Source organism: Ewingella americana ATCC 33852 (assembly GCF_000735345.1).
Taxonomy (GTDB): domain Bacteria; phylum Pseudomonadota; class Gammaproteobacteria; order Enterobacterales; family Enterobacteriaceae; genus Ewingella; species Ewingella americana.
Genome location: NZ_JMPJ01000051.1, coordinates 89,301 through 107,389, shown reverse-complemented (window position 1 = coordinate 107,389; position 18,089 = coordinate 89,301). Strand labels below are relative to the sequence as shown.

The 18,089-nt window shown below is 53.0% G+C and carries 19 protein-coding genes; 12 read left to right on the top strand and 7 right to left on the bottom strand.

Annotation, left to right across the window (positions count from 1 at the left end; translation table 11 throughout):
* The first annotated feature begins 75 nt into the window (after positions 1-75).
* The 3 genes from cutC (at position 76) to GEAM_RS23095 (ending at position 3,231) form a co-directional block, all read left to right on the top strand.
* Positions 76-834, top strand: coding sequence for a copper homeostasis protein CutC (cutC, locus tag GEAM_RS09125; RefSeq protein ID WP_034790759.1), 759 nt, complete (start codon positions 76-78; stop codon positions 832-834).
* Positions 835-1,231: 397 nt separating this feature from the next.
* Positions 1,232-2,236, top strand: a complete 1,005-nt coding sequence (locus tag GEAM_RS09120) for a hypothetical protein (protein ID WP_034790757.1) — start codon at positions 1,232-1,234, stop codon at positions 2,234-2,236.
* Positions 2,237-3,066: 830 nt separating this feature from the next.
* The gene (locus GEAM_RS23095) at positions 3,067-3,231 is read left to right on the top strand and encodes a hypothetical protein (protein WP_156965801.1); all 165 of its coding nucleotides are present in this window, start codon (positions 3,067-3,069) and stop codon (positions 3,229-3,231) included.
* Positions 3,232-3,324: 93 nt separating this feature from the next.
* On the opposite strand, the gene cmoB is transcribed toward GEAM_RS23095, so the two are convergent.
* The 5 genes from cmoB to GEAM_RS09085 form a co-directional block, all read right to left on the bottom strand.
* The gene (gene cmoB, locus GEAM_RS09105; RefSeq protein WP_034790753.1) at positions 3,325-4,296 is read right to left on the bottom strand and encodes a tRNA 5-methoxyuridine(34)/uridine 5-oxyacetic acid(34) synthase CmoB; all 972 of its coding nucleotides are present in this window, start codon (positions 4,294-4,296) and stop codon (positions 3,325-3,327) included.
* Positions 4,293-5,036: a carboxy-S-adenosyl-L-methionine synthase CmoA gene (cmoA, locus tag GEAM_RS09100; protein WP_034790751.1), complete on the bottom strand. Its 744-nt coding sequence runs from the start codon at positions 5,034-5,036 to the stop codon at positions 4,293-4,295. The genes cmoB and cmoA overlap by 4 nt, the downstream gene beginning before the upstream one ends.
* A 170-nt stretch (positions 5,037-5,206) precedes the next feature.
* Positions 5,207-5,605 (bottom strand): MAPEG family protein, encoded by a 399-nt coding sequence (locus GEAM_RS09095; RefSeq protein WP_034790749.1) that lies wholly within the window; start codon positions 5,603-5,605, stop codon positions 5,207-5,209.
* A gap of 168 nt (positions 5,606-5,773) precedes the next feature.
* Positions 5,774-6,592, bottom strand: coding sequence for a DUF72 domain-containing protein (locus GEAM_RS09090; protein WP_034790747.1), 819 nt, complete (start codon positions 6,590-6,592; stop codon positions 5,774-5,776).
* Positions 6,593-6,661: 69 nt separating this feature from the next.
* Positions 6,662-7,237 carry a hydrolase gene (locus tag GEAM_RS09085; RefSeq protein WP_034790745.1) on the bottom strand — a complete coding sequence of 192 codons (576 nt, stop codon included), beginning with the start codon at positions 7,235-7,237 and terminating at the stop codon, positions 6,662-6,664.
* Positions 7,238-7,592: 355 nt separating this feature from the next.
* Here GEAM_RS09085 and aspS point away from each other — a divergent pair, with 355 nt between their 5' ends.
* From aspS to ruvB, 6 genes are all read left to right on the top strand, one after another.
* On the top strand, positions 7,593-9,401 hold the full coding sequence (gene aspS, locus GEAM_RS09080) for an aspartate--tRNA ligase (RefSeq protein WP_034790743.1): 1,809 nt from the start codon (positions 7,593-7,595) through the stop codon (positions 9,399-9,401).
* On the top strand, positions 9,401-9,847 hold the full coding sequence (nudB, locus tag GEAM_RS09075) for a dihydroneopterin triphosphate diphosphatase (protein WP_034790741.1): 447 nt from the start codon (positions 9,401-9,403) through the stop codon (positions 9,845-9,847). The genes aspS and nudB overlap by 1 nt, the downstream gene beginning before the upstream one ends.
* Positions 9,848-9,864: 17 nt before the next feature.
* Entirely contained in the window at positions 9,865-10,608 is a 744-nt protein-coding gene (locus GEAM_RS09070; RefSeq protein WP_034790739.1) for a YebC/PmpR family DNA-binding transcriptional regulator, read from the top strand.
* 107 nt (positions 10,609-10,715) lie between these two features.
* Complete coding sequence (gene ruvC / locus GEAM_RS09065) at positions 10,716-11,237, top strand: crossover junction endodeoxyribonuclease RuvC (RefSeq protein WP_034790737.1); 522 nt, start codon at positions 10,716-10,718, stop codon at positions 11,235-11,237.
* Positions 11,238-11,333: 96 nt separating this feature from the next.
* The gene (ruvA, locus tag GEAM_RS09060) at positions 11,334-11,948 is read left to right on the top strand and encodes a Holliday junction branch migration protein RuvA (RefSeq protein ID WP_034790735.1); all 615 of its coding nucleotides are present in this window, start codon (positions 11,334-11,336) and stop codon (positions 11,946-11,948) included.
* Between the two features lie 8 nt (positions 11,949-11,956).
* Positions 11,957-12,961, top strand: coding sequence for a Holliday junction branch migration DNA helicase RuvB (gene ruvB, locus GEAM_RS09055; protein ID WP_034790733.1), 1,005 nt, complete (start codon positions 11,957-11,959; stop codon positions 12,959-12,961).
* A gap of 68 nt (positions 12,962-13,029) precedes the next feature.
* On the opposite strand, the gene znuB is transcribed toward ruvB, so the two are convergent.
* Both znuB and znuC read right to left on the bottom strand, forming a co-directional pair.
* Entirely contained in the window at positions 13,030-13,815 is a 786-nt protein-coding gene (gene znuB / locus GEAM_RS09050) for a zinc ABC transporter permease subunit ZnuB (protein ID WP_034790731.1), read from the bottom strand.
* Positions 13,812-14,570, bottom strand: a complete 759-nt coding sequence (znuC, locus tag GEAM_RS09045) for a zinc ABC transporter ATP-binding protein ZnuC (protein ID WP_034790790.1) — start codon at positions 14,568-14,570, stop codon at positions 13,812-13,814. Before znuC ends, znuB begins: the two co-directional genes overlap by 4 nt.
* A 95-nt stretch (positions 14,571-14,665) precedes the next feature.
* Between znuC and znuA the strand changes: the two genes are divergently transcribed.
* From znuA to lpxM, 3 genes are all read left to right on the top strand, one after another.
* On the top strand, positions 14,666-15,598 hold the full coding sequence (znuA, locus tag GEAM_RS09040; protein WP_034790729.1) for a zinc ABC transporter substrate-binding protein ZnuA: 933 nt from the start codon (positions 14,666-14,668) through the stop codon (positions 15,596-15,598).
* A 21-nt stretch (positions 15,599-15,619) separates the two neighbouring features.
* On the top strand, positions 15,620-16,936 hold the full coding sequence (mepM, locus tag GEAM_RS09035) for a murein DD-endopeptidase MepM (RefSeq protein ID WP_034790727.1): 1,317 nt from the start codon (positions 15,620-15,622) through the stop codon (positions 16,934-16,936).
* Positions 16,937-17,116: 180 nt separating this feature from the next.
* The gene (lpxM, locus tag GEAM_RS09030) at positions 17,117-18,088 is read left to right on the top strand and encodes a lauroyl-Kdo(2)-lipid IV(A) myristoyltransferase (protein ID WP_034790725.1); all 972 of its coding nucleotides are present in this window, start codon (positions 17,117-17,119) and stop codon (positions 18,086-18,088) included.
* Position 18,089 lies beyond the last annotated feature (1 nt).

The following is an 18,089-nucleotide window of genomic DNA, read 5'->3' as shown; positions in this document are numbered from 1 at the left end:
TCATGCTAAAGCCTACGCGACATGGCCCGCTACAGACAAGTGTTGTAGCATGATGCCGTAATCAGGAGAGATCACATGACTAAGTTAGAAGTGTGTTGTTATAGCGTGGACTGTGCGTTAACGGCAGAGCAGGCCGGCGCTGACCGGGTTGAGTTGTGTGCTAGCCAGGCCGACGGTGGCGTTACGCCAAGTTTCGGCACGTTAAAACTGGCCAGAGAGCAGGTCACTATCCCCGTACATCCGATTGTGCGTCCGCGGGGCGGCGATTTTTGCTACAGCCAGAGTGAGTTTAATGTTCTGAAAAGCGACGTCGCCTGTATTCGCGATCTCGGTTTCCCCGGCGTCGTGGTCGGCATTCTGGATGAAGAAGGCCACATTGATATGCCAAAAATGTGGGAAGTGATGGCACTGTGCGGCAGCATGGCAGTGACTTTCCATCGCGCTTTCGACATGTGTTTGAATCCGAAGGTGGCGCTAGAGCAACTCACCCAACTGGGCGTGGCGCGCATTCTCACTTCGGGCCAGCAACAGAATGCTGAAGTCGGATTACCGATGCTTCGGGAACTCAACGAGCTAAGCCGCGGTCCTATTATTATGGCCGGTGCGGGTGTTCGTCTGACTAACTTGCAGAAGTTTATCGACATCGGTTTGAGCGAGCTGCACAGCTCAGCCGGGCGTCAGGTTCCGTCGCAAATGCGCTATCGCAAAGCGGGCGTGACCATGAGTTCTGATACCGATTTTGACGAATTTAGTCGTTACTGCGTGGATGGCGATATCGTGGCTGCGATGAAAACGGCATTAGAATTTGGCGACGAGATGTCCCGCACGGCGTAACAGTCCAAGATTGCCGTGCAAAGAGAAGGGCGAACTCTTTGCACCTCAGATTTAACCGGGCCTAACGGTCCTTATTGCGTCGCCCTGCGCAAGTACCAAGCCCCGTCATATTGGCGGGGCTTTTTTTATTTATATAAATCGCTTTTGTGCTGTTAAAACAGCTCCATCTTTTTTATTGCCTGTTTAATGAGCGGTCATATCATCAAAATGAATCATTCTTGGCATTGCCTCACGGTCACTAGCCCAAAATTTGGGTTAGAGCACCATCTTGTCGGTGCCATTTTTTGCCTAAATCATTAGATTTATTTACAATATCTTAACGTTGTTCTAGAAATGCCATGGGAAGGAACGAGTTTCCACTCATCAGCTCAATGATTGTTTCAATGGAGGGAATGGAATGTCGCGCAATCTGGCACCTGCATACTGTGTTATCCAACAACCTGGTACTCTTGATTTTCAGGCTAGGCTCCTTTTTCGTGACAGCAATTCAGAAGCTGCTCGTCTTTTCATGCAAAATAACTCAGATACGCCTTGGCTGAATCCAGGGCAGATTGTGATCGTAGCGGACCCTGCTTCTTCTCAAACCATGCACATGCTTAGTGCTCTGCGGCAGGCAAAACAACAAACTAACAATGCTTTTGTTGGTGTGAGTTCTGACGACGCTAGTTTTATGCAAAAACACTACGGGCTTATTGCTGCACTCACTACCGCGGGTGATAAAGTTTTCGGTACCATTGGGGACGTTGGCGAAAGATACTTTTCAGAGATAGAAAATACTCTCAAAAAGATTGAAACCACCTACCAAAACCAATTTCGTACTCAGGGAACACTAATAAGTCAGCAATTTTTTGTAGAACGCAATCAACTCTTCAATCAATTAAAAGAGCTAGTGAACAAACCCTTATTGAAATCTTTAAGCCGCTATGCCGTCAAATTTAAACCTTATGAAGACATGCGTAGAGCGTTGAATCTTTCCAGCCGTTCCATAGTGCATGATTGGTCAACCGTGGGACTCGGAGGAATACCGGGCTATTCGAGTTATGTAGGGAATGCAGCTAAAGCAGCAAAATTTTTGAAATCAGGTGGCTATATAGGCATAGGCTTTGCTTTTGCGGGCACAACTAACGATGTAGTCAATGCTTGTACTAAGGGGCGTGAAAGTGAATGCAAAAAAACAGCTTTCAAAGAGTATGGTAAATTTGGCGCATCAACATTGACTGGTGTCGGAGCGGGTGCAGTCGGTTCCGTCGCGGGAGTAGGGGTATGCGCTGCAATTGGAATAGCAACAGCAGGAGCTGGCGCGGTTGTGTGTGCGGCTGTTGGTTCGATAGCTGCTGGTTATCTTGGGGCTAAAGCCAGTGACTCTGTAATGGATACGATTTATGAATACATGGGAATTTGAAAAGTGAAGTCTGCCATCTTGGTCTTAATCATACTCCCTTCGGTTTGCCTGCTGGTGAGCGCTCTGCTGTATCTCATCAATAGAGGCAGATACAACAATTTGATTTCTGACTTCCAAAAAAAGCATAGTTTGCCCGCACCTTACTCATTGCATTGCAACATGGGTTACTTGGGGTCGCCACTCATGACCTATTTTTTTGTACGGTTAAAAGAGAGAAAAAAGATCTTTTTTATCGAGAAGAACAGCCAAGCCTACAATTTCCCGGTCGAAGGTGAGAATTACGCTGCGATAAATAGACTCAAACCACTCTACTACACATTTTTAATTGGCTTTGTTTGTTGTCTGCTGCTCGCAGCGATCGCGCTGCTTATTCGAACTTCTTCATAAATTAATAAATCAAAATCGCTTTAACCATCAATTGGCGGGGCTTTTTATCTCGCCATTAGGACATTAAAAAGTCCTACGTTTGCGGTTTCTAACTCAAGTTCCTAACCATTAAGCAGATCATTTTCCATACAGTAAAGCCTCGACGATAACCGCGGATTCCATCCAGCTGATAACATCCTAAGTTCCTGCTAGTTAAGGTTTGCTTTCTCTATGCCCCCCAGCCGAAATCACACCCGATCAATTTTCAATCATAAGCACAATTTAACCATAAGATCTTTAAGTGCGTTTTCTGATTGGCGCTATCGCTATTCTTCGCGGCATTGGCTATCTTTATAGGATGGAATGTTCACTTGCTGGAGATTGCAATAGGCATAGTCCTAATGCACAACAATATGCCGGATATGCAAATTTATTGCGAAAACTGTGGATCAGACAGATTTACGGTGAGCAAAACCAAACCGATGGATTTGGCGGTGAAATCGCTGATTTGTCGCGCCTGTGGGACACCCACTCGGGCTGACACTATCGTGGTGTACACCGAGCATACCTGGATAAGCCAGACTCCAATTAATGAAGTGGATGACGATTTCTCAAGGCGATCGATGTAGCTGTGCTGCATGATGCAAAATTCAAAAATGGCGGATAATTCCGCCATTTTTTATGCCTGCTATGTGCCGTTTTCGGCCTGTTTCACCTTTGAATTAAGGCTTGTTGGCGATCAGCAGAGCGCGCCTTGGGGCCGGGTAGCCTTCAATGGTTTTGGTGGGATCGTTAGGATCAAGGAATTCAGCCAGAGATTCGCTGGTCATCCACGGCGTACGGCGCTGCTCGTCCAGCGTGGTCACGCTGACATCGGCAATGCGCACGTTCACAAATCCACACTTGAGCAACCAGCCTTTCAACGCCTCGGCGGAAGGGATGAAATAGATATTGTTCATCTGGGCATAACGGTCACCCGGCACCAGCACTTGCTGGCTATCACCTTCAACTACCAGCGTTTCCAGCACCAGTTCGCCACCATTCACCAACTGGTTTTTCAGCTGATATAAATGGTCCAGCGGCGAGCGGCGGTGGTACAGCACGCCCATGGAGAAGACGGTGTCGAAGGCGTTCAGCTCCGGCAACTGCTCAATACCCAGTGGCAGAAGATGAGCGCGCTGGTCGCCGCCCAGCAATTTACGCACGGCTTCGAACTGGCAGAGGAACAGCTGCATAGGGTCGATGCCCACCGCCAGATGTGCCCCCGCGCCAATCATGCGCCACATGTGATAGCCACTGCCGCAGCCGACGTCGAGAATAGTGCGACCGGCCAGCGAGGAGATATGCGGCAAGACGCGATCCCACTTCCAGTCAGAGCGCCATTCGGTGTCGATTTCCACGTCATACAGGGAAAACGGCCCTTTGCGCCATGGCATCAGGTTGCGTAGCAGGTTTTCAATGCCTTCGCGCTGGCCCTGAGGCAGAGGTTCCAGCATGTTGGCCGTCACGCTATGCAGCAAATCGAGCTTTTCCGGCTGAAGCAACGGTAGGCGATCCACCGCGTTGAACCACATTTTGAATTTGCCGTGCAGCGACTCTTTTTGCCACGCGGTCAGCTGCGATGGCAGGGTGTTCAGCCACGGGCTTAGCGGGCCTTTGGCGATGCGCTGGTAGAAGTCACCAAACTCAATCATTTGGCGTCTCCCGCTTTCAGGGCAATCAGCGAGCCGAAGTTAAAGCATTGGAACCACACTTCTGAGTGCTCGAAACCGGCCTGCTTCAAGCGTGCTTTGTGGGTTTCCACCGAGTCGGTGAGCATGACGTTTTCCAGCATGCTGCGCTTTTGGCTGATTTCCAGCTCGCTATAGCCGTTGGCGCGCTTGAAGTCGTGGTGCATGTTGAACAGCAATTCGCCGACGTCTTGGTCTTCGAAACTGAATTTTTCGGACAGCACCAACGCCGCGCCCGGGCGCATGCCCTGATACACCTGATTCAGCAGGCGCTGGCGATCCGCAGGCTCTAAGAATTGTAGCGTGAAGTTGAGCACTACCATCGAGGCGTTGCTCAGCTCGACGTCGAGGATGTCGGCTTCAATCACTTTGACCGGCGTCTCGGCGCGGAAGGCGTCAATGTGGCGGCGGCACCGTTCGACCATGGCAGGGGAGTTGTCGACAGCAATAATTTCGCAGCCCGCGACTTTAATATTACGGCGCATCGACAGCGTGGCGGCACCTAACGAGCAGCCAAGGTCATAGACGCGAGAGTCAGGCTGCACGAAGCGTTCGGCCAGCATGCCAATCATCGAAATAATATTTGAATAACCCGGAACGGAGCGTTGGATCATGTCGGGGAAGACTTCCGCGACACGTTCATCAAATGTCCAATCGCCGAGTTTGTCTATCGGTGCAGAAAAAAGAGTATCTTGCTTAGCCATAGTACGAAGTCAGACCAAAGATTGAGGGAGCGTAATTTTGAGGGCAGATTTTAGCAGAGTACGCGTGAGGCAGATACCGGTAAAAACGAGGTATTGCTGAGGCGGAGCGGGGAGGCTGGGGGTCCTCCCCGTAAATGCTGGCTACGGAAATCCGTTATGGCGAGAAACCACTACCAGCGAATATTAAGAAACTGCGACCAGGGTAGATAAAAGGTATTCACTCCTACCATGAGGAGTAAAGCGATATAGGTGGCGGCCATGCCGTTGCGACGCCAACCAAATTCCCGATTTTTTAACCCATAGTAATGACAAAGACGACCGGCAATTAACATCAATCCACAGACGTGAACCATCCAGGCTTCGGCCCCGTTCATCTCCATCATGACCAATAATAAGCAGCCAATCGGTAGATATTCGACGGCGTTGCCGTGTACCCGGATTGCGGTCTGGAGTTCATAGGAGCCGCCGTCGCCGGTGGAAATGCGGTATTGCGTGCGCAAACGAACCACGTCGAATGACAATTTAAGCAGCAATACTGCGGCGAGCACGACATATAACGCGCTGATCATTTTACAACCTCGATATTACAGAGTTGGCTTGGGGACTAAGGCAAATAATCCGCAGAAGCCACTGACAATTTTCGAGGCAATGATAACGAGGTAACATTTCAGTGTCTTGATGAATAACGCAAATCGATAAAAAAACGCATTAATAGAACAGCTCTCACGCCCGGCGATTTAGAACAAGGAGTCCTGCTCCGGCCAGTCTGGGGCGGGCGGCAGGTCAGGCAGCGTCAGGCGTAACTGCTGCCACAGCTTCTGCGCCTGCTGGGGAGCGTCGCTGCAATCTGGCGTGTGAATAAACAAGTAAGGCTGATGCTGATTGGCCTGCCACTGTTTGAGTTTTTCCACCCAAACGTTGAAGAAGCGCTGGTTCTCTTCCAGCACGTCGCCGCCGATAAAACGCACAATCGGGCGCTCGGCGGTGACCAGCGCATGCACCGGCAGCACGGGTTTCTTTCTCTGTGCCTCGCGCACGGCTTCGGTAAGAGGCTTGGCGTGATGCACCGGGCGGCTGTCTAAAATCACCCGGCTGATCCCACGCTGATGCAAACCCTGATTCAGGGCGCGCTCATCTTCGCCCTTGGCGAAGAAATCCAGATGACGAACTTCCACGCCGTAATCAAAGCCTTTTGGCAAGGCATCCATAAACTGCCACAGCCGGTCAAGGTCACGCGGGGCGAAGGCGCTCGGCAGCTGCAACCATAATTGACCAATGCGCGGGCCGAGTGGTTCTATCACGTGATAAAACTCGGCAATATCCGCCTCGCAGTCGCGCAGCGCGGCCTTGTGGCTAATAAGGGAAGGGAACTTGAAGCAGAAGCGAAAATCTTCGGGAGTCATATCGCGCCAGCGCATCACGATTTCAGGCTTCGGCAGAGCATAAAAGGTGGTATTACCCTCGACACAATTGAAGTAGCGGGCGTAATCCGCTAAATCACGCAGGCCGATTTTCCCCCACGCGCTGTGGTTCCACTGTGGCAATCCGATATACATTCGCTGGCATCCCTTAATGAAAACGCCGCCCGTAGGCGGCGTGAAATTTCAATGCTGACCAGACTAACCTTACTGCGGCAGGGCGGCAAGTATCTCGGCGGTAGAACGAACGCGGGAGATGCGCGGGAAGATGTTCTTCACGCTGGACTGGTGGTTGTCATTGTCGTGGGCGCTGCACGCATCTTCGGCGATTACCAGCGAGAAGCCCTGTTCCCAAGCGTTACGCGCGGTGGATTCCACGCCAACGTTGGTCGAAATACCGGCCAGCACGATGGTAGTGATGCCGCGACGGCGCAGTTGCAGCTCCAGATCCGTGCCGTAGAAAGCACCCCATTGGCGTTTCACCACTTGAATGTCGCTGTCGGTAACTTCCAACTGCTCGGGGAATTCCCACCAAACTGCCGGCAGGCCGCCTTCTGGCGCAGGAGAAGGGCGATCCACTTCTTGCTTCAGCGCTTCTGCGAAGGTGTCAGACCAACCCACGCGCACCATAACCACTGGCGCGCCCAGTTTGCGAAAACGTTTTGCCAAATCGGTCGAATTATCCAGAACCTGCTGTGCACTGTGCGGGCCACCGGCGAAAGGCAAAATGCCTTTCTGTAAGTCGATTAACACCAGCGCGGTTGTTTTTGGGTCGAGTTTCATCGGTTAAGTCTCCCGAAATGTTAAGTGATGACAATAAATATAGAGGGAAATACTTGAATTACTTTGCTAGCTACCTATAAAAAGGCTGGGGCGAGTTTATGCTAAGGCAGCGGCGGAAATGTGCATAATTTTGTTAAATTATGTGTGTTATGAGGTAACGATGGAATTGCGCTAGCTTGGGCGCGTCTTCGCTCTTATCCTCAAGTGGAAATTCCTTTATACTGACCGCCTTTTTTCGAGCTGTAATAAAACTAATTCCGCGCGCCGCAGCCTCTGCGAGCGGGCGACCAGAGTGAATAACCGTTTCCGTACCCTTTGCTGTCAAGCCGGGTAGTGGGATCAAAAGGATACCGTTATGCGTACTGTATATTGTGGGAAACTGAATGCGTCCAACGTGGGCCAGGAAGTAACGTTGTGTGGTTGGGTTAATCGTCGCCGTGATTTAGGCGGTTTAATCTTCATCGATATGCGCGACCGCGAAGGCATTGTTCAAGTTTTCTTCGACCCGGATCAAAGCGCGGCCTATGAGCTGGCTTCCGAACTGCGTAACGAATTCTGTGTACAAATCACCGGTACGGTGCGTGCTCGTCCAGAGAGCCAATTCAACAAAGATATGGCAACGGGTGAAGTAGAAGTGTTCGCCAGCGGCCTGAACATCATCAACCGTTCAGAACCTCTGCCGCTGGACTCTAACCACAACAACACCGAAGAAGCGCGCCTGAAATACCGCTATCTGGATTTGCGTCGCCCGGAAATGGCTAACCGCCTGAAGACTCGTGCGAAAATCACCAGCCTGGTGCGCCGCTTCATGGACACCCATGACTTCCTCGACATCGAAACGCCGATGTTGACCAAAGCCACGCCAGAAGGCGCGCGTGACTATCTGGTGCCAAGCCGCGTACATAAAGGTAAGTTCTACGCGCTGCCGCAGTCTCCGCAGCTGTTCAAACAGTTGCTGATGATGTCCGGCTTCGACCGTTACTACCAGATTGTTAAATGCTTCCGTGACGAAGACCTGCGTGCTGACCGCCAGCCTGAATTCACCCAGATCGACGTCGAAACCTCTTTCATGACCGCCGAGCAAGTGCGTGAAGTGATGGAGAAACTGGCGCGCGAGCTATGGACTGAAGTGAAAGGCGTGGACTTGGGCGACTTCCCAATCATGACCTTTGCAGAAGCTATGCGCCGCTTCGGTTCCGACAAGCCAGACTTGCGTAACCCGATGGAGCTGGTGGACGTTGCTGACCTGCTCAAAGACATCGACTTCAAAGTGTTTGCAGACCCAGCTAATGACCCGAAAGGCCGCGTTGCTGCTCTGCGCGTTCCGGGCGGTGCTCAACTGAGCCGTAAACAAATTGATGAATACGCCAAATTTATCGAGATCTATGGCGCGAAAGGCTTGGCTTACATCAAAGTCAACGAAATCGCCAAAGGTCTGGAAGGCATTCAAAGCCCGGTGGCTAAGTTCCTCAATGAAGAGCTGCTGCTGGCGCTGATTGGCCGCACCGGTGCGCAAGATGGCGACATCATCTTCTTCGGCGCAGCCAGCGCGAAAATCGTCACCGACGCTATCGGCGCACTGCGTCTGAAAGTGGGTCGTGACCTGAAAATTACCAAAGAAGACAGCTGGGCACCGCTGTGGGTCATCGACTTCCCAATGTTCGAAGACACCGACGAAGGCGGCCTGTCTGCCATGCACCACCCGTTCACTGCGCCAAAAGAGATGACCGCAGAAGAGCTGGGCGCTAACCCAACTTCCGCTATCGCCAATGCCTATGACATGGTGATCAACGGTTATGAAGTGGGCGGCGGCTCGGTGCGTATTCACCGCAGCGAAATGCAGCAGACCGTGTTCGGCATTCTGGGTATTAACGAGCACGAGCAGCGCGAGAAGTTTGGCTTCCTGCTAGATGCCCTGAAATACGGTACACCGCCACACGCGGGTCTGGCATTCGGCCTTGACCGTCTGGTGATGCTGCTGACTGGCACCGAAAACATTCGTGACGTGATTGCCTTCCCGAAAACCACCGCAGCGGCCTGTCTGATGACCGAAGCCCCAAGCTTCGCTAATCCGGCTTCTCTGTTGGAACTGGGCATCGCCGTTGTCGCGAAGAAAGACGCCTCGAAAGAAGTGAAGTCGGACACAGATTCAGAGAATAACTGATGAGCCATAAGCGTCCTGAGTCGATACTGTGCGTCATCTACGCCAGCAACACCGGCCGGGTGCTCATGCTTCAACGACGGGATGATGCGAATTTTTGGCAGTCGGTTACCGGCAGTCTGGAAGGCGATGAGTCCCCGAAACAAACCGCGCAGCGTGAAGTTTTGGAAGAGGTGGGGATTGATATTGCGGGTGAAAGCCTGCATTTAGTTGACTGCCAACGCTGCGTGGAGTTTGAGCTGTTTGCTCATTTGCGTTATCGCTATGCTCCCGGCGTGACCCGAAACAAAGAACATTGGTTCTGTCTGGCGTTACCCGAAGAGCGGGATGTGGTTATTACCGAGCATCTTGCTTACCAGTGGCTCGACAAACCCGCCGCGGCGGCGTTGACGGTGTCACCGAGTAACCAGCAGGCGATTGAAGAATTTGTAACTATTCAGTCTACGTAGACTATTTGGAGATATTTATGGCAGGTCACAGTAAGTGGGCCAACACTAAGCACCGCAAAGCGGCGCAAGATTCAAAACGCGGCAAAATTTTCACCAAAATTATTCGCGAACTGGTAACAGCTGCCAAACTCGGCGGCGGCGATCCTGGCTCTAACCCGCGTCTGCGCGCGGCTATCGACAAAGCTCTGGCCAACAACATGACTCGCGATACCCTGAACCGCGCCGTAGCGCGTGGCGTGGGCGGCGATGACGACACCAACATGGAAACCATCATTTATGAAGGTTACGGTCCTGGTGGTTCTGCAATCATGGTTGAGTGCCTGAGTGACAACCGCAACCGTACCGTGGCTGAAGTGCGTCATGCCTTTACCAAAACCGGTGGCAACTTGGGTACTGACGGCTCCGTGTCTTACCTGTTCTCCAAGAAAGGGGTGATCACTTTCGCTCCGGGTCTGGATGAAGATGCCGTGATGGAAGCTGCACTGGAAGCGGGCGCAGAAGATATCGTTTCTTACGACGATGGCGCGATTGACGTCTTCACCGCGTGGGAAAATCTGGGCGAAGTGAAAGACGCGCTGGAAGCTGCAGGCTACAAAGCGGACTCTGCTGAAGTCTCTATGATCCCATCGACCAAAGCCGATATGGATGCAGAAACTGCACCTAAATTGCTGCGTTTGATCGACATGCTGGAAGATTGTGATGATGTGCAGGAGGTTTACCACAACGGTGAAATCTCCGACGAGATTGCAGAAACTCTGTAATGCTCTTTGCCGCCGGTGGCCCGTTCACCGGCCGGCTATCCGCAGACCCTCTCTGCGGTCTATACTCCCCACTTATGCAAAACGACAACACAAGGCGTTGATTGGCTATGGCTATAATTCTGGGGATTGACCCCGGTTCACGCGTTACCGGCTATGGCATTATCCGCCAGACAGGGCGTCAACTCAGCTATCTCGGCAGCGGCTGTATCCGTACCGTGGTCGACGACATGCCGACCCGTTTGAAGCTGATTTATGCCGGTGTTAGCGAAATCATTACCCAATTCCAGCCGGACTTTTTTGCCATCGAATCAGTCTTTATGGCGAAAAACCCTGACTCGGCTTTAAAGCTCGGACAGGCACGCGGTGCGGCTATCGTGGCGGCGGTGAATCAGGATTTGCCGGTGTTTGAATACGCCGCGCGGCAGGTGAAACAGACAGTCGTCGGCACCGGTGCCGCCGAGAAGTCGCAGGTGCAGCACATGGTGCGCTCCTTGCTGAAATTGCCCGCCAACCCGCAGGCCGACGCCGCGGATGCCTTGGCAATTGCCATCACCCATTGCCATATGAGCCAAAACGCCATTCGCCTGAGCACAGATAAGCTGCAAATGGCCCGCGGGCGGATGCGTTAGTGAGCTGAATCGTATTAGGCTGGATATTCATCCAGCCTTTTCTATGATATAAAAAGCGCAGCATTTTGAAAATATGATCCATAAAGGAAGGTGAAAGTGATAGGTCGACTCAGAGGCGTTATTCTGGAAAAACAGCCGCCACTCGTGCTGTTGGAAACTAACGGCGTGGGCTACGAAGTCCATATGCCAATGACCTGTTTTTACGAATTACCAGATCTGGGTAAAGAAGCTATTATTTTCACGCAGTTTATTGTCCGTGAAGACGCGCAATTACTGTTTGGATTTAACGAAAAACAAGAGCGCGCGCTGTTTCGTGAGTTAATCAAGGTGAACGGCGTCGGGCCAAAACTGGCTTTGGCTATTCTTTCTGGCATGTCGGCGCAGCAGTTCGTCAGCGCGGTCGAGAAAGAAGAGATCACAGCATTAATTAAATTACCCGGAGTGGGTAAGAAGACCGCAGAGCGCCTCGTGGTCGAAATGAAAGATCGTTTTAAAGGATTAAACGGTGATCTATTTAGTAATCATACTGATATCAGCCTACCGGCATCGTCGTCGCCGACGAAAGAGTCTGATGCAGAAGGCGAAGCCGTCTCAGCCCTGATCTCTCTTGGCTATAAGCCACCAGAGGCCAGCCGCATGATCAGCAAAATCGCCAAGCCGGGTCTGGATTGTGAAACGTTGATTAGAGACGCGTTGCGCGCGGCTCTGTGAGGTAAAAGATGATAGAAGCTGACCGCCTGATTTCGCCTGATGTTATCAGCGAAGAAGAAGTCATCGATCGTGCGATACGCCCGAAGATGCTGTCCGAATATGTCGGTCAGCCTCACGTGCGTTCGCAAATGGAGATATTTATTCAGGCGGCCAAGCAGCGCGGTGATGCATTAGACCACTTGCTGATTTTCGGCCCGCCGGGTTTGGGTAAAACCACGCTGGCTAACATCGTCGCCAACGAAATGGGTGTCAACCTGCGCACCACCTCGGGTCCGGTATTAGAGAAGGCGGGCGACCTCGCCGCCATGCTCACCAACCTCGAACCTCATGACGTGCTGTTCATTGATGAAATCCACCGTCTTTCTCCCGTAGTGGAAGAGATTCTTTATCCGGCGATGGAAGATTACCAGCTAGATATCATGATTGGTGAAGGTCCGGCGGCGCGCTCTATCAAGCTCGACCTGCCGCCGTTTACGCTGGTGGGCGCGACCACTCGCGCAGGCTCGCTGACTTCGCCACTGCGTGACCGTTTCGGCATTGTTCAGCGCCTAGAGTTCTATCAGGTGGCGGACTTGCAGCACATCGTCGGGCGCAGCGCCAGCTGTCTGGGCTTAGAGCTGTCGGAAGAGGGCGCGCACCAGATTGCTCGCCGCTCGCGCGGAACGCCGCGTATTGCCAACCGCCTACTGCGCCGGGTGCGAGACTTCGCTGAAGTGAAAGGCGATGGCACCATCGGTGGCGACATCGCAACCAGCGCGCTGGACATGCTGGATGTTGATGCCGAAGGTTTCGATTACATGGACCGCAAGCTGTTGCTGGCCATTATCGACAAGTTTACCGGCGGGCCGGTCGGCTTGGATAACCTTGCCGCGGCTATCGGCGAAGAGCGCGAAACCATCGAGGACGTGATTGAACCCTTCCTTATTCAGCAAGGGTTTATTCAGCGCACCCCGCGTGGCCGCATGGCGACCAATCATGCCTATAAGCACTTTGGTATGACACGCGAAGAGTAGAACTGAGCTGTTTGCAAATAACAAAAAAGGACGCCTTGGCGTCCTTTTTTAATGCGTCGAGCTAGCTGTCAGGCGACCTGTTTTTTGCTCAGGCTGAGCATAAACATAATTGCCGCGCTCAGCACCACTGACGGGCCAGCGGGTGTGTCGTAGAAGGCCGAGAAGGCCAGGCCGCCGGAGACGGCCAGAATACCCACGGCAATGGCTACCAGCGCCATTTGCTCCGGCGTCTTGGCGAAACGGCGGGCGGTGGCGGCAGGAATGATCAGTAAAGAGGTGATGATCAGCGCGCCGACAAACTTCATCGCCAGACCAATTGTCAGGGCGGTGACCAGCATCAGCACGATGCGCGAGCGCTGTAGGTTCACGCCGTCAACGTGTGCCAGCTCAGGGCTGATGGTCATCGACAACAGCGAACGCCACTGCCAGCAGAGCACGGCAATCACCACCACCACGCCCATGCCAATCATCCAAATATCACTCAGCGTGACTGACAGCAGATCGCCAAACAGGTAAGCCATTAAGTCTACCCGCACGTTGGACATCAGGCTGACCACCACCAAGCCCAGCGACAGCGCGCTGTGGGCCATAATGCCTAATAGGGTATCGACGGCCAGGTGTGGTTTTCGCTCAAGAATAACCAGCAGCAGCGCCAGCAGCAGGGTAACGGCAATCACCGCGTAGAAAGGATTGACGTTGAGCAGCAGACCGAAGGCCACGCCGAGCAGGGAGGCGTGCGCCAGCGTGTCGCCGAAATAGGACATGCGTCGCCAGACCACAAAGGAGCCAAGCGGGCCCGCGGCCGTCGCCAGCAAAATCCCCGCCAGCCAGCCGGGGAGCAGTAATTCAATCATGCGTCACGGCCTCCACTTTTACGCAAAATAACCTTTCCCTTTAAATCGTGACGGTGGTTGTGATGATGACGGTAAATCGCCAACTGCTCGGCACCTCGATTGCCAAACATGGCGATAAATTCAGGGTGCGTCGACACCACCTCTGGCGAGCCAGAGCAGCAGATATGCTGGTTGAGACACAGCACTTCGTCAGTTTTCGCCATCACCAGATGCAGGTCGTGGGAGACCATCAGCACCGCGCAGCCTAGCTCGCATCGCAGGTTGTCTATCAGGTTATAAAGCGCGAGTTGGCCGTTAACATCGACACCCTGAGTGGGCTCATCCAACACCAGCAGCTGCGGATTGTTCATCAAAGCACGGGCCAGCAGCACGCGCTGGTTCTCGCCGCCGGAAAGCTTTTGCATCGGCTGGTCGAGCAGGTGCGCGGCCTGAACACGTTTCAGGGCAGGGAGGATGTCGTCGCGCTTCACGCCGGGCTTAAGGCGCATAAAGCGACTGACCGTCAGCGGCATGGTGGCATCAAGATGCAGTTTTTGTGGCACATAGCCGATGCGCAGGCCCGGCTCGCGAGTCAGGGTTCCGCTGGTTGGCGGCACCAAGCCCAGCACGACGCGCACCAGAGTGGATTTCCCTGCGCCATTGGGGCCAAGCAGCGTAAGAATTTTACCGGGTTGTAGTGTCAGAGAGATATCCGACAGCACGCGTCGATTACCAAAGGCAACCGAGATTTTATTAAGTGTGGTTAGTGTGGGCATGTCAGTCTTGTCTTGCAGAACAAATCGAATGTTATAATATTGCATTTCCGTGAAAATAACCAGTTTTCACCTTTAAGATGAAGAGGTAATTCCAGATGACAGACCAAAAGAAGACCATTAAACGGATTTTATTAGCGACAAGTTTGCTGAGTGCGTGCGCCGTGACTGGCGCTCAGGCTGACGTCGTGGCTTCTGTCCGTCCATTGGGATTTATTGCCTCGGCAATTGCTGACGGCGTGACGCCGACCGAAGTGCTGCTGCCAGACGGCGCGTCGCCACACGATTTCGCGCTGCGCCCTTCAGATCTGAAAAAAATGTGCAGTGCCGACTTAGTGGTGTGGGTCGGTCCGGAAATGGAAGCGTACATGACCAAATCTGCTGCCCAACTGGGGCCAAATCGTCAGGTGGAAATCTCCGCATTGCCGACGGTAAAACCGTTATTGCAGAAAGGTGAAGAAGAGGAAGAGGGGCACGATCACGACCACGCGGACGGCGGTCACGACCATCATCATGGCGAGTACAACATGCACGTTTGGATGTCGCCAGAGATAGCAAAACAGACGGCGATCGCGATCCACGCCAAATTATTGGAACTTATGCCACAAAACAAGGACAAATTAGACGCAAACTTGCGTCAGTTTGAGGACGGCTTGACACAAGTTGACAAAAACCTTGGTAAGATGCTGCAGCCTGTGCAGGGTAAGGGATATTTCGTTTTTCATGATGCCTACGGCTATTTCGAAAAACACTTTGGCCTTTCGCCACTTGGCCACTTTACGGTCAACCCCGAAATCCAACCCGGCGCGCAGCGATTACATCTCATTCGAACTCAGTTGGTTGAGCAGAAAGCAGTCTGTGTTTTTGCTGAGCCACAATTCAGGCCGGCCGTAATCAATGCCGTTGCCCAAGGAACAACAGTGCGTATGGGCACATTGGATCCACTGGGAAGCGGCATCGCATTGGGTAAGGACAGTTATGTGAACTTCCTGTCACAACTGACTAACCAATACGTGAGCTGCCTGAAGTAAGATTAAAAGGACCGTATTAAAGTGCAGCTGATAGCCCGCTCTATCGCTCTGGCGTATAACAACCTTCCACGGCCCCACCGCGTCATGCTGGGGTCGCTTACCGTAGTTACTCTCGCAGTAGCCGTATGGAAACCGTTCGTTTACCACCCAGAACAAAACCCTATCGTTAAACATATCGAACTCGACAGCGAACAAGTGCGTTCGCTGCTCCCTGAAGCCAGTGAACCTATCGACCAGCCGCCGCCTGCGGAAGACATTCCACAAGACGATCTCGACGAAAAAGTGGAATCTGAAACGGGCGTCCACGAGTACGTGGTGTCCACCGGCGATACCTTAAGCAGCATCCTCAACCAGTACGGTATCGATATGTCCGATATCTCCGCGCTGGCTTCTACCAACAGCGATTTGCGTAATTTGAAAGTCGGCCAGCAGCTGTCATGGACCGTCAATGACGACGGCGAATTGCAGCGCGTGGTGTGGGAGAAGTCGCGTCGTGAGACTTACACTTATGACCGTTCCGGCTCCGGCTTCAAAGCCAGTCTGGAGACGCTCAAGGGTGAGTGGCAAGACAGCGTGCTGAAAGGGCGTCTGGACGGCAGTTTCGTCGCCAGTGCCAAAGCAGCCGGGCTTTCCAGCGGTGAAATCAGCGCCGTCGTTAAAGCTTTACAGTGGCAGTTAGACTTCAAAAAACTGCGTAAAGGCGATGAGTTCGCGGTGCTAATGTCCCGCGAAGTGCTGGACGGCAAGAGCGAGCAGAGCCACTTGCAGGGCGTGCGTATGCGCAGCAGCGGCAAAGATTATTACGCCATTCGGGCAGAAGACGGTAAGTTCTACGACCGTAATGGTAGCGGCCTAGCCCGCGGTTTCTTACGATTCCCAACCATCAAGCAGTTCCGCGTCTCGTCTAACTTCAACCCGCGTCGTTTGAACCCGGTCACTGGCCGTATCGCGCCGCACCGTGGCGTCGATTTCGCGGTGCCCGTGGGTACGCCGGTATTGGCCGTGGGTGATGGCGAAGTCATGGTGGCAAAAAACGGTGGTGCGGCAGGTAACTACATTGCCATCCGTCACGGCCGCCAGTACATGACGCGCTACATGCACCTGCGCAAAATCCTAGTGAAGCCGGGTCAGAAGATTAAACGTGGTGACCGCATCGCGTTGTCCGGCAACACCGGGCGCTCTACCGGGCCGCACCTGCACTTTGAAATGTGGATTAACCAGTTAGCCGTCAATCCGTTGACTGCCAAGCTGCCGCGTTCAGAAGGGCTGACGGGTAAAGATCGCGCTGACTATCTGGCTACGGTCAAACAAGTTATTCCGCAGTTGAAGCTGAATTAATTCCGCAAATTAGTTTGTTTCAGCGTCACGCTGACGTTTCAGGCATGCTTTTAGGGCGTGCCTGAAGCGCTTTTTGCGTCTTTCTGCTCCGACGAGGTGGTGAGTTTCTTTGCAAAATCATGCACTACACTTATCATTGTCCGAATTATTGTTTTAAGAGCTATGTATTCAGAGCCATCTATGCAGCCAGAGAAAAAATCGAACGTCGAATTTATTCCACAATTTCAGAAAGCCTTTTACCATCCGCGTTACTGGGGGGTATGGCTTGGCGTCGGTGCTATGGCCGCAATGGCGTATGTTCCAGTCAAAGTCCGCGACCCAATTCTCGGGAGCCTTGGGCGTCTGGCGGGTAAGTTAGCCAAAGGCGCGCGCCGCCGTGCGCGGATCAATTTGCTCTACTGCATGCCGGAAGTGCCAGAGGCCGAGCGCGAACACATCATTGATGAGATGTTTGCCGCTGCGCCGCAGTCAATGGTGATGATGGCCGAACTGGCCTGCCGTGCGCCTGAGAAGGTGCTGAGTCGCGTTAAATGGCACGGCAAAGAGATTGTCGACCAGATGCAGGCCGACGGCCAAAACGTCATTTTTCTGGTGCCACACGGCTGGGCGGTAGACATCCCGGCGATGCTGATGGCCGCTACCGGTCAACCTATGGCCGCCATGTTCCATAACCAGAAAAACCCGCTGACGGATTATCTCTGGAACACCGTGCGCCGTCGCTTTGGCGGCCGTATGCACGCGCGCAATGACGGCATTAAGCCGTTTATCAGTTCGGTGCGTCAGGGGTATTGGGGTTATTACTTGCCGGATCAGGACCACGGCGCGGAGCACAGTGAGTTTGTGGATTTCTTCGCCACCTACAAAGCAACGCTGCCCGCGGTAGGGCGTCTGATGAAGGTTTGCCGCGCGTCCATCGTTCCGCTGTTCCCGGTGTACAACGGCCATGAGCATCGTTTGGATATCTATATTCGCCCGCCAATGGACGATTTAGCCACCGCCGACGACACTCAGATTGCCCGTCGCATGAATGAAGAAGTTGAACTGCTGGTGGGGCCGAACCCCGAGCAGTACACCTGGATCCTCAAGCTGCTGAAAACCCGCAAGCCGGGGGAAGAAGAGCCATACTCGCGCGACGAGCTTTTCCCTAAGTAAG

Excerpts from the sequence above, each read along its gene's own strand:
- cutC (WP_034790759.1), top strand. The coding sequence starts at position 76 with ATGACTAAGTTAGAAGTGTGTTGTTATAGCGTGGACTGTGCGTTAACG.
- GEAM_RS09120 (WP_034790757.1), top strand. The coding sequence starts at position 1,232 with ATGTCGCGCAATCTGGCACCTGCATACTGTGTTATCCAACAACCTGGT.
- cmoB (WP_034790753.1), bottom strand. The coding sequence starts at position 4,296 with ATGATTGAGTTTGGTGACTTCTACCAGCGCATCGCCAAAGGCCCGCTA.
- cmoA (WP_034790751.1), bottom strand. The coding sequence starts at position 5,036 with ATGGCTAAGCAAGATACTCTTTTTTCTGCACCGATAGACAAACTCGGC.
- GEAM_RS09095 (WP_034790749.1), bottom strand. The coding sequence starts at position 5,605 with ATGATCAGCGCGTTATATGTCGTGCTCGCCGCAGTATTGCTGCTTAAA.
- GEAM_RS09090 (WP_034790747.1), bottom strand. The coding sequence starts at position 6,592 with ATGTATATCGGATTGCCACAGTGGAACCACAGCGCGTGGGGGAAAATC.
- GEAM_RS09085 (WP_034790745.1), bottom strand. The coding sequence starts at position 7,237 with ATGAAACTCGACCCAAAAACAACCGCGCTGGTGTTAATCGACTTACAG.
- aspS (WP_034790743.1), top strand. The coding sequence starts at position 7,593 with ATGCGTACTGTATATTGTGGGAAACTGAATGCGTCCAACGTGGGCCAG.
- nudB (WP_034790741.1), top strand. The coding sequence starts at position 9,401 with ATGAGCCATAAGCGTCCTGAGTCGATACTGTGCGTCATCTACGCCAGC.
- GEAM_RS09070 (WP_034790739.1), top strand. The coding sequence starts at position 9,865 with ATGGCAGGTCACAGTAAGTGGGCCAACACTAAGCACCGCAAAGCGGCG.
- ruvC (WP_034790737.1), top strand. The coding sequence starts at position 10,716 with ATGGCTATAATTCTGGGGATTGACCCCGGTTCACGCGTTACCGGCTAT.
- ruvB (WP_034790733.1), top strand. The coding sequence starts at position 11,957 with ATGATAGAAGCTGACCGCCTGATTTCGCCTGATGTTATCAGCGAAGAA.
- znuB (WP_034790731.1), bottom strand. The coding sequence starts at position 13,815 with ATGATTGAATTACTGCTCCCCGGCTGGCTGGCGGGGATTTTGCTGGCG.
- znuC (WP_034790790.1), bottom strand. The coding sequence starts at position 14,570 with ATGCCCACACTAACCACACTTAATAAAATCTCGGTTGCCTTTGGTAAT.
- znuA (WP_034790729.1), top strand. The coding sequence starts at position 14,666 with ATGACAGACCAAAAGAAGACCATTAAACGGATTTTATTAGCGACAAGT.
- lpxM (WP_034790725.1), top strand. The coding sequence starts at position 17,117 with ATGCAGCCAGAGAAAAAATCGAACGTCGAATTTATTCCACAATTTCAG.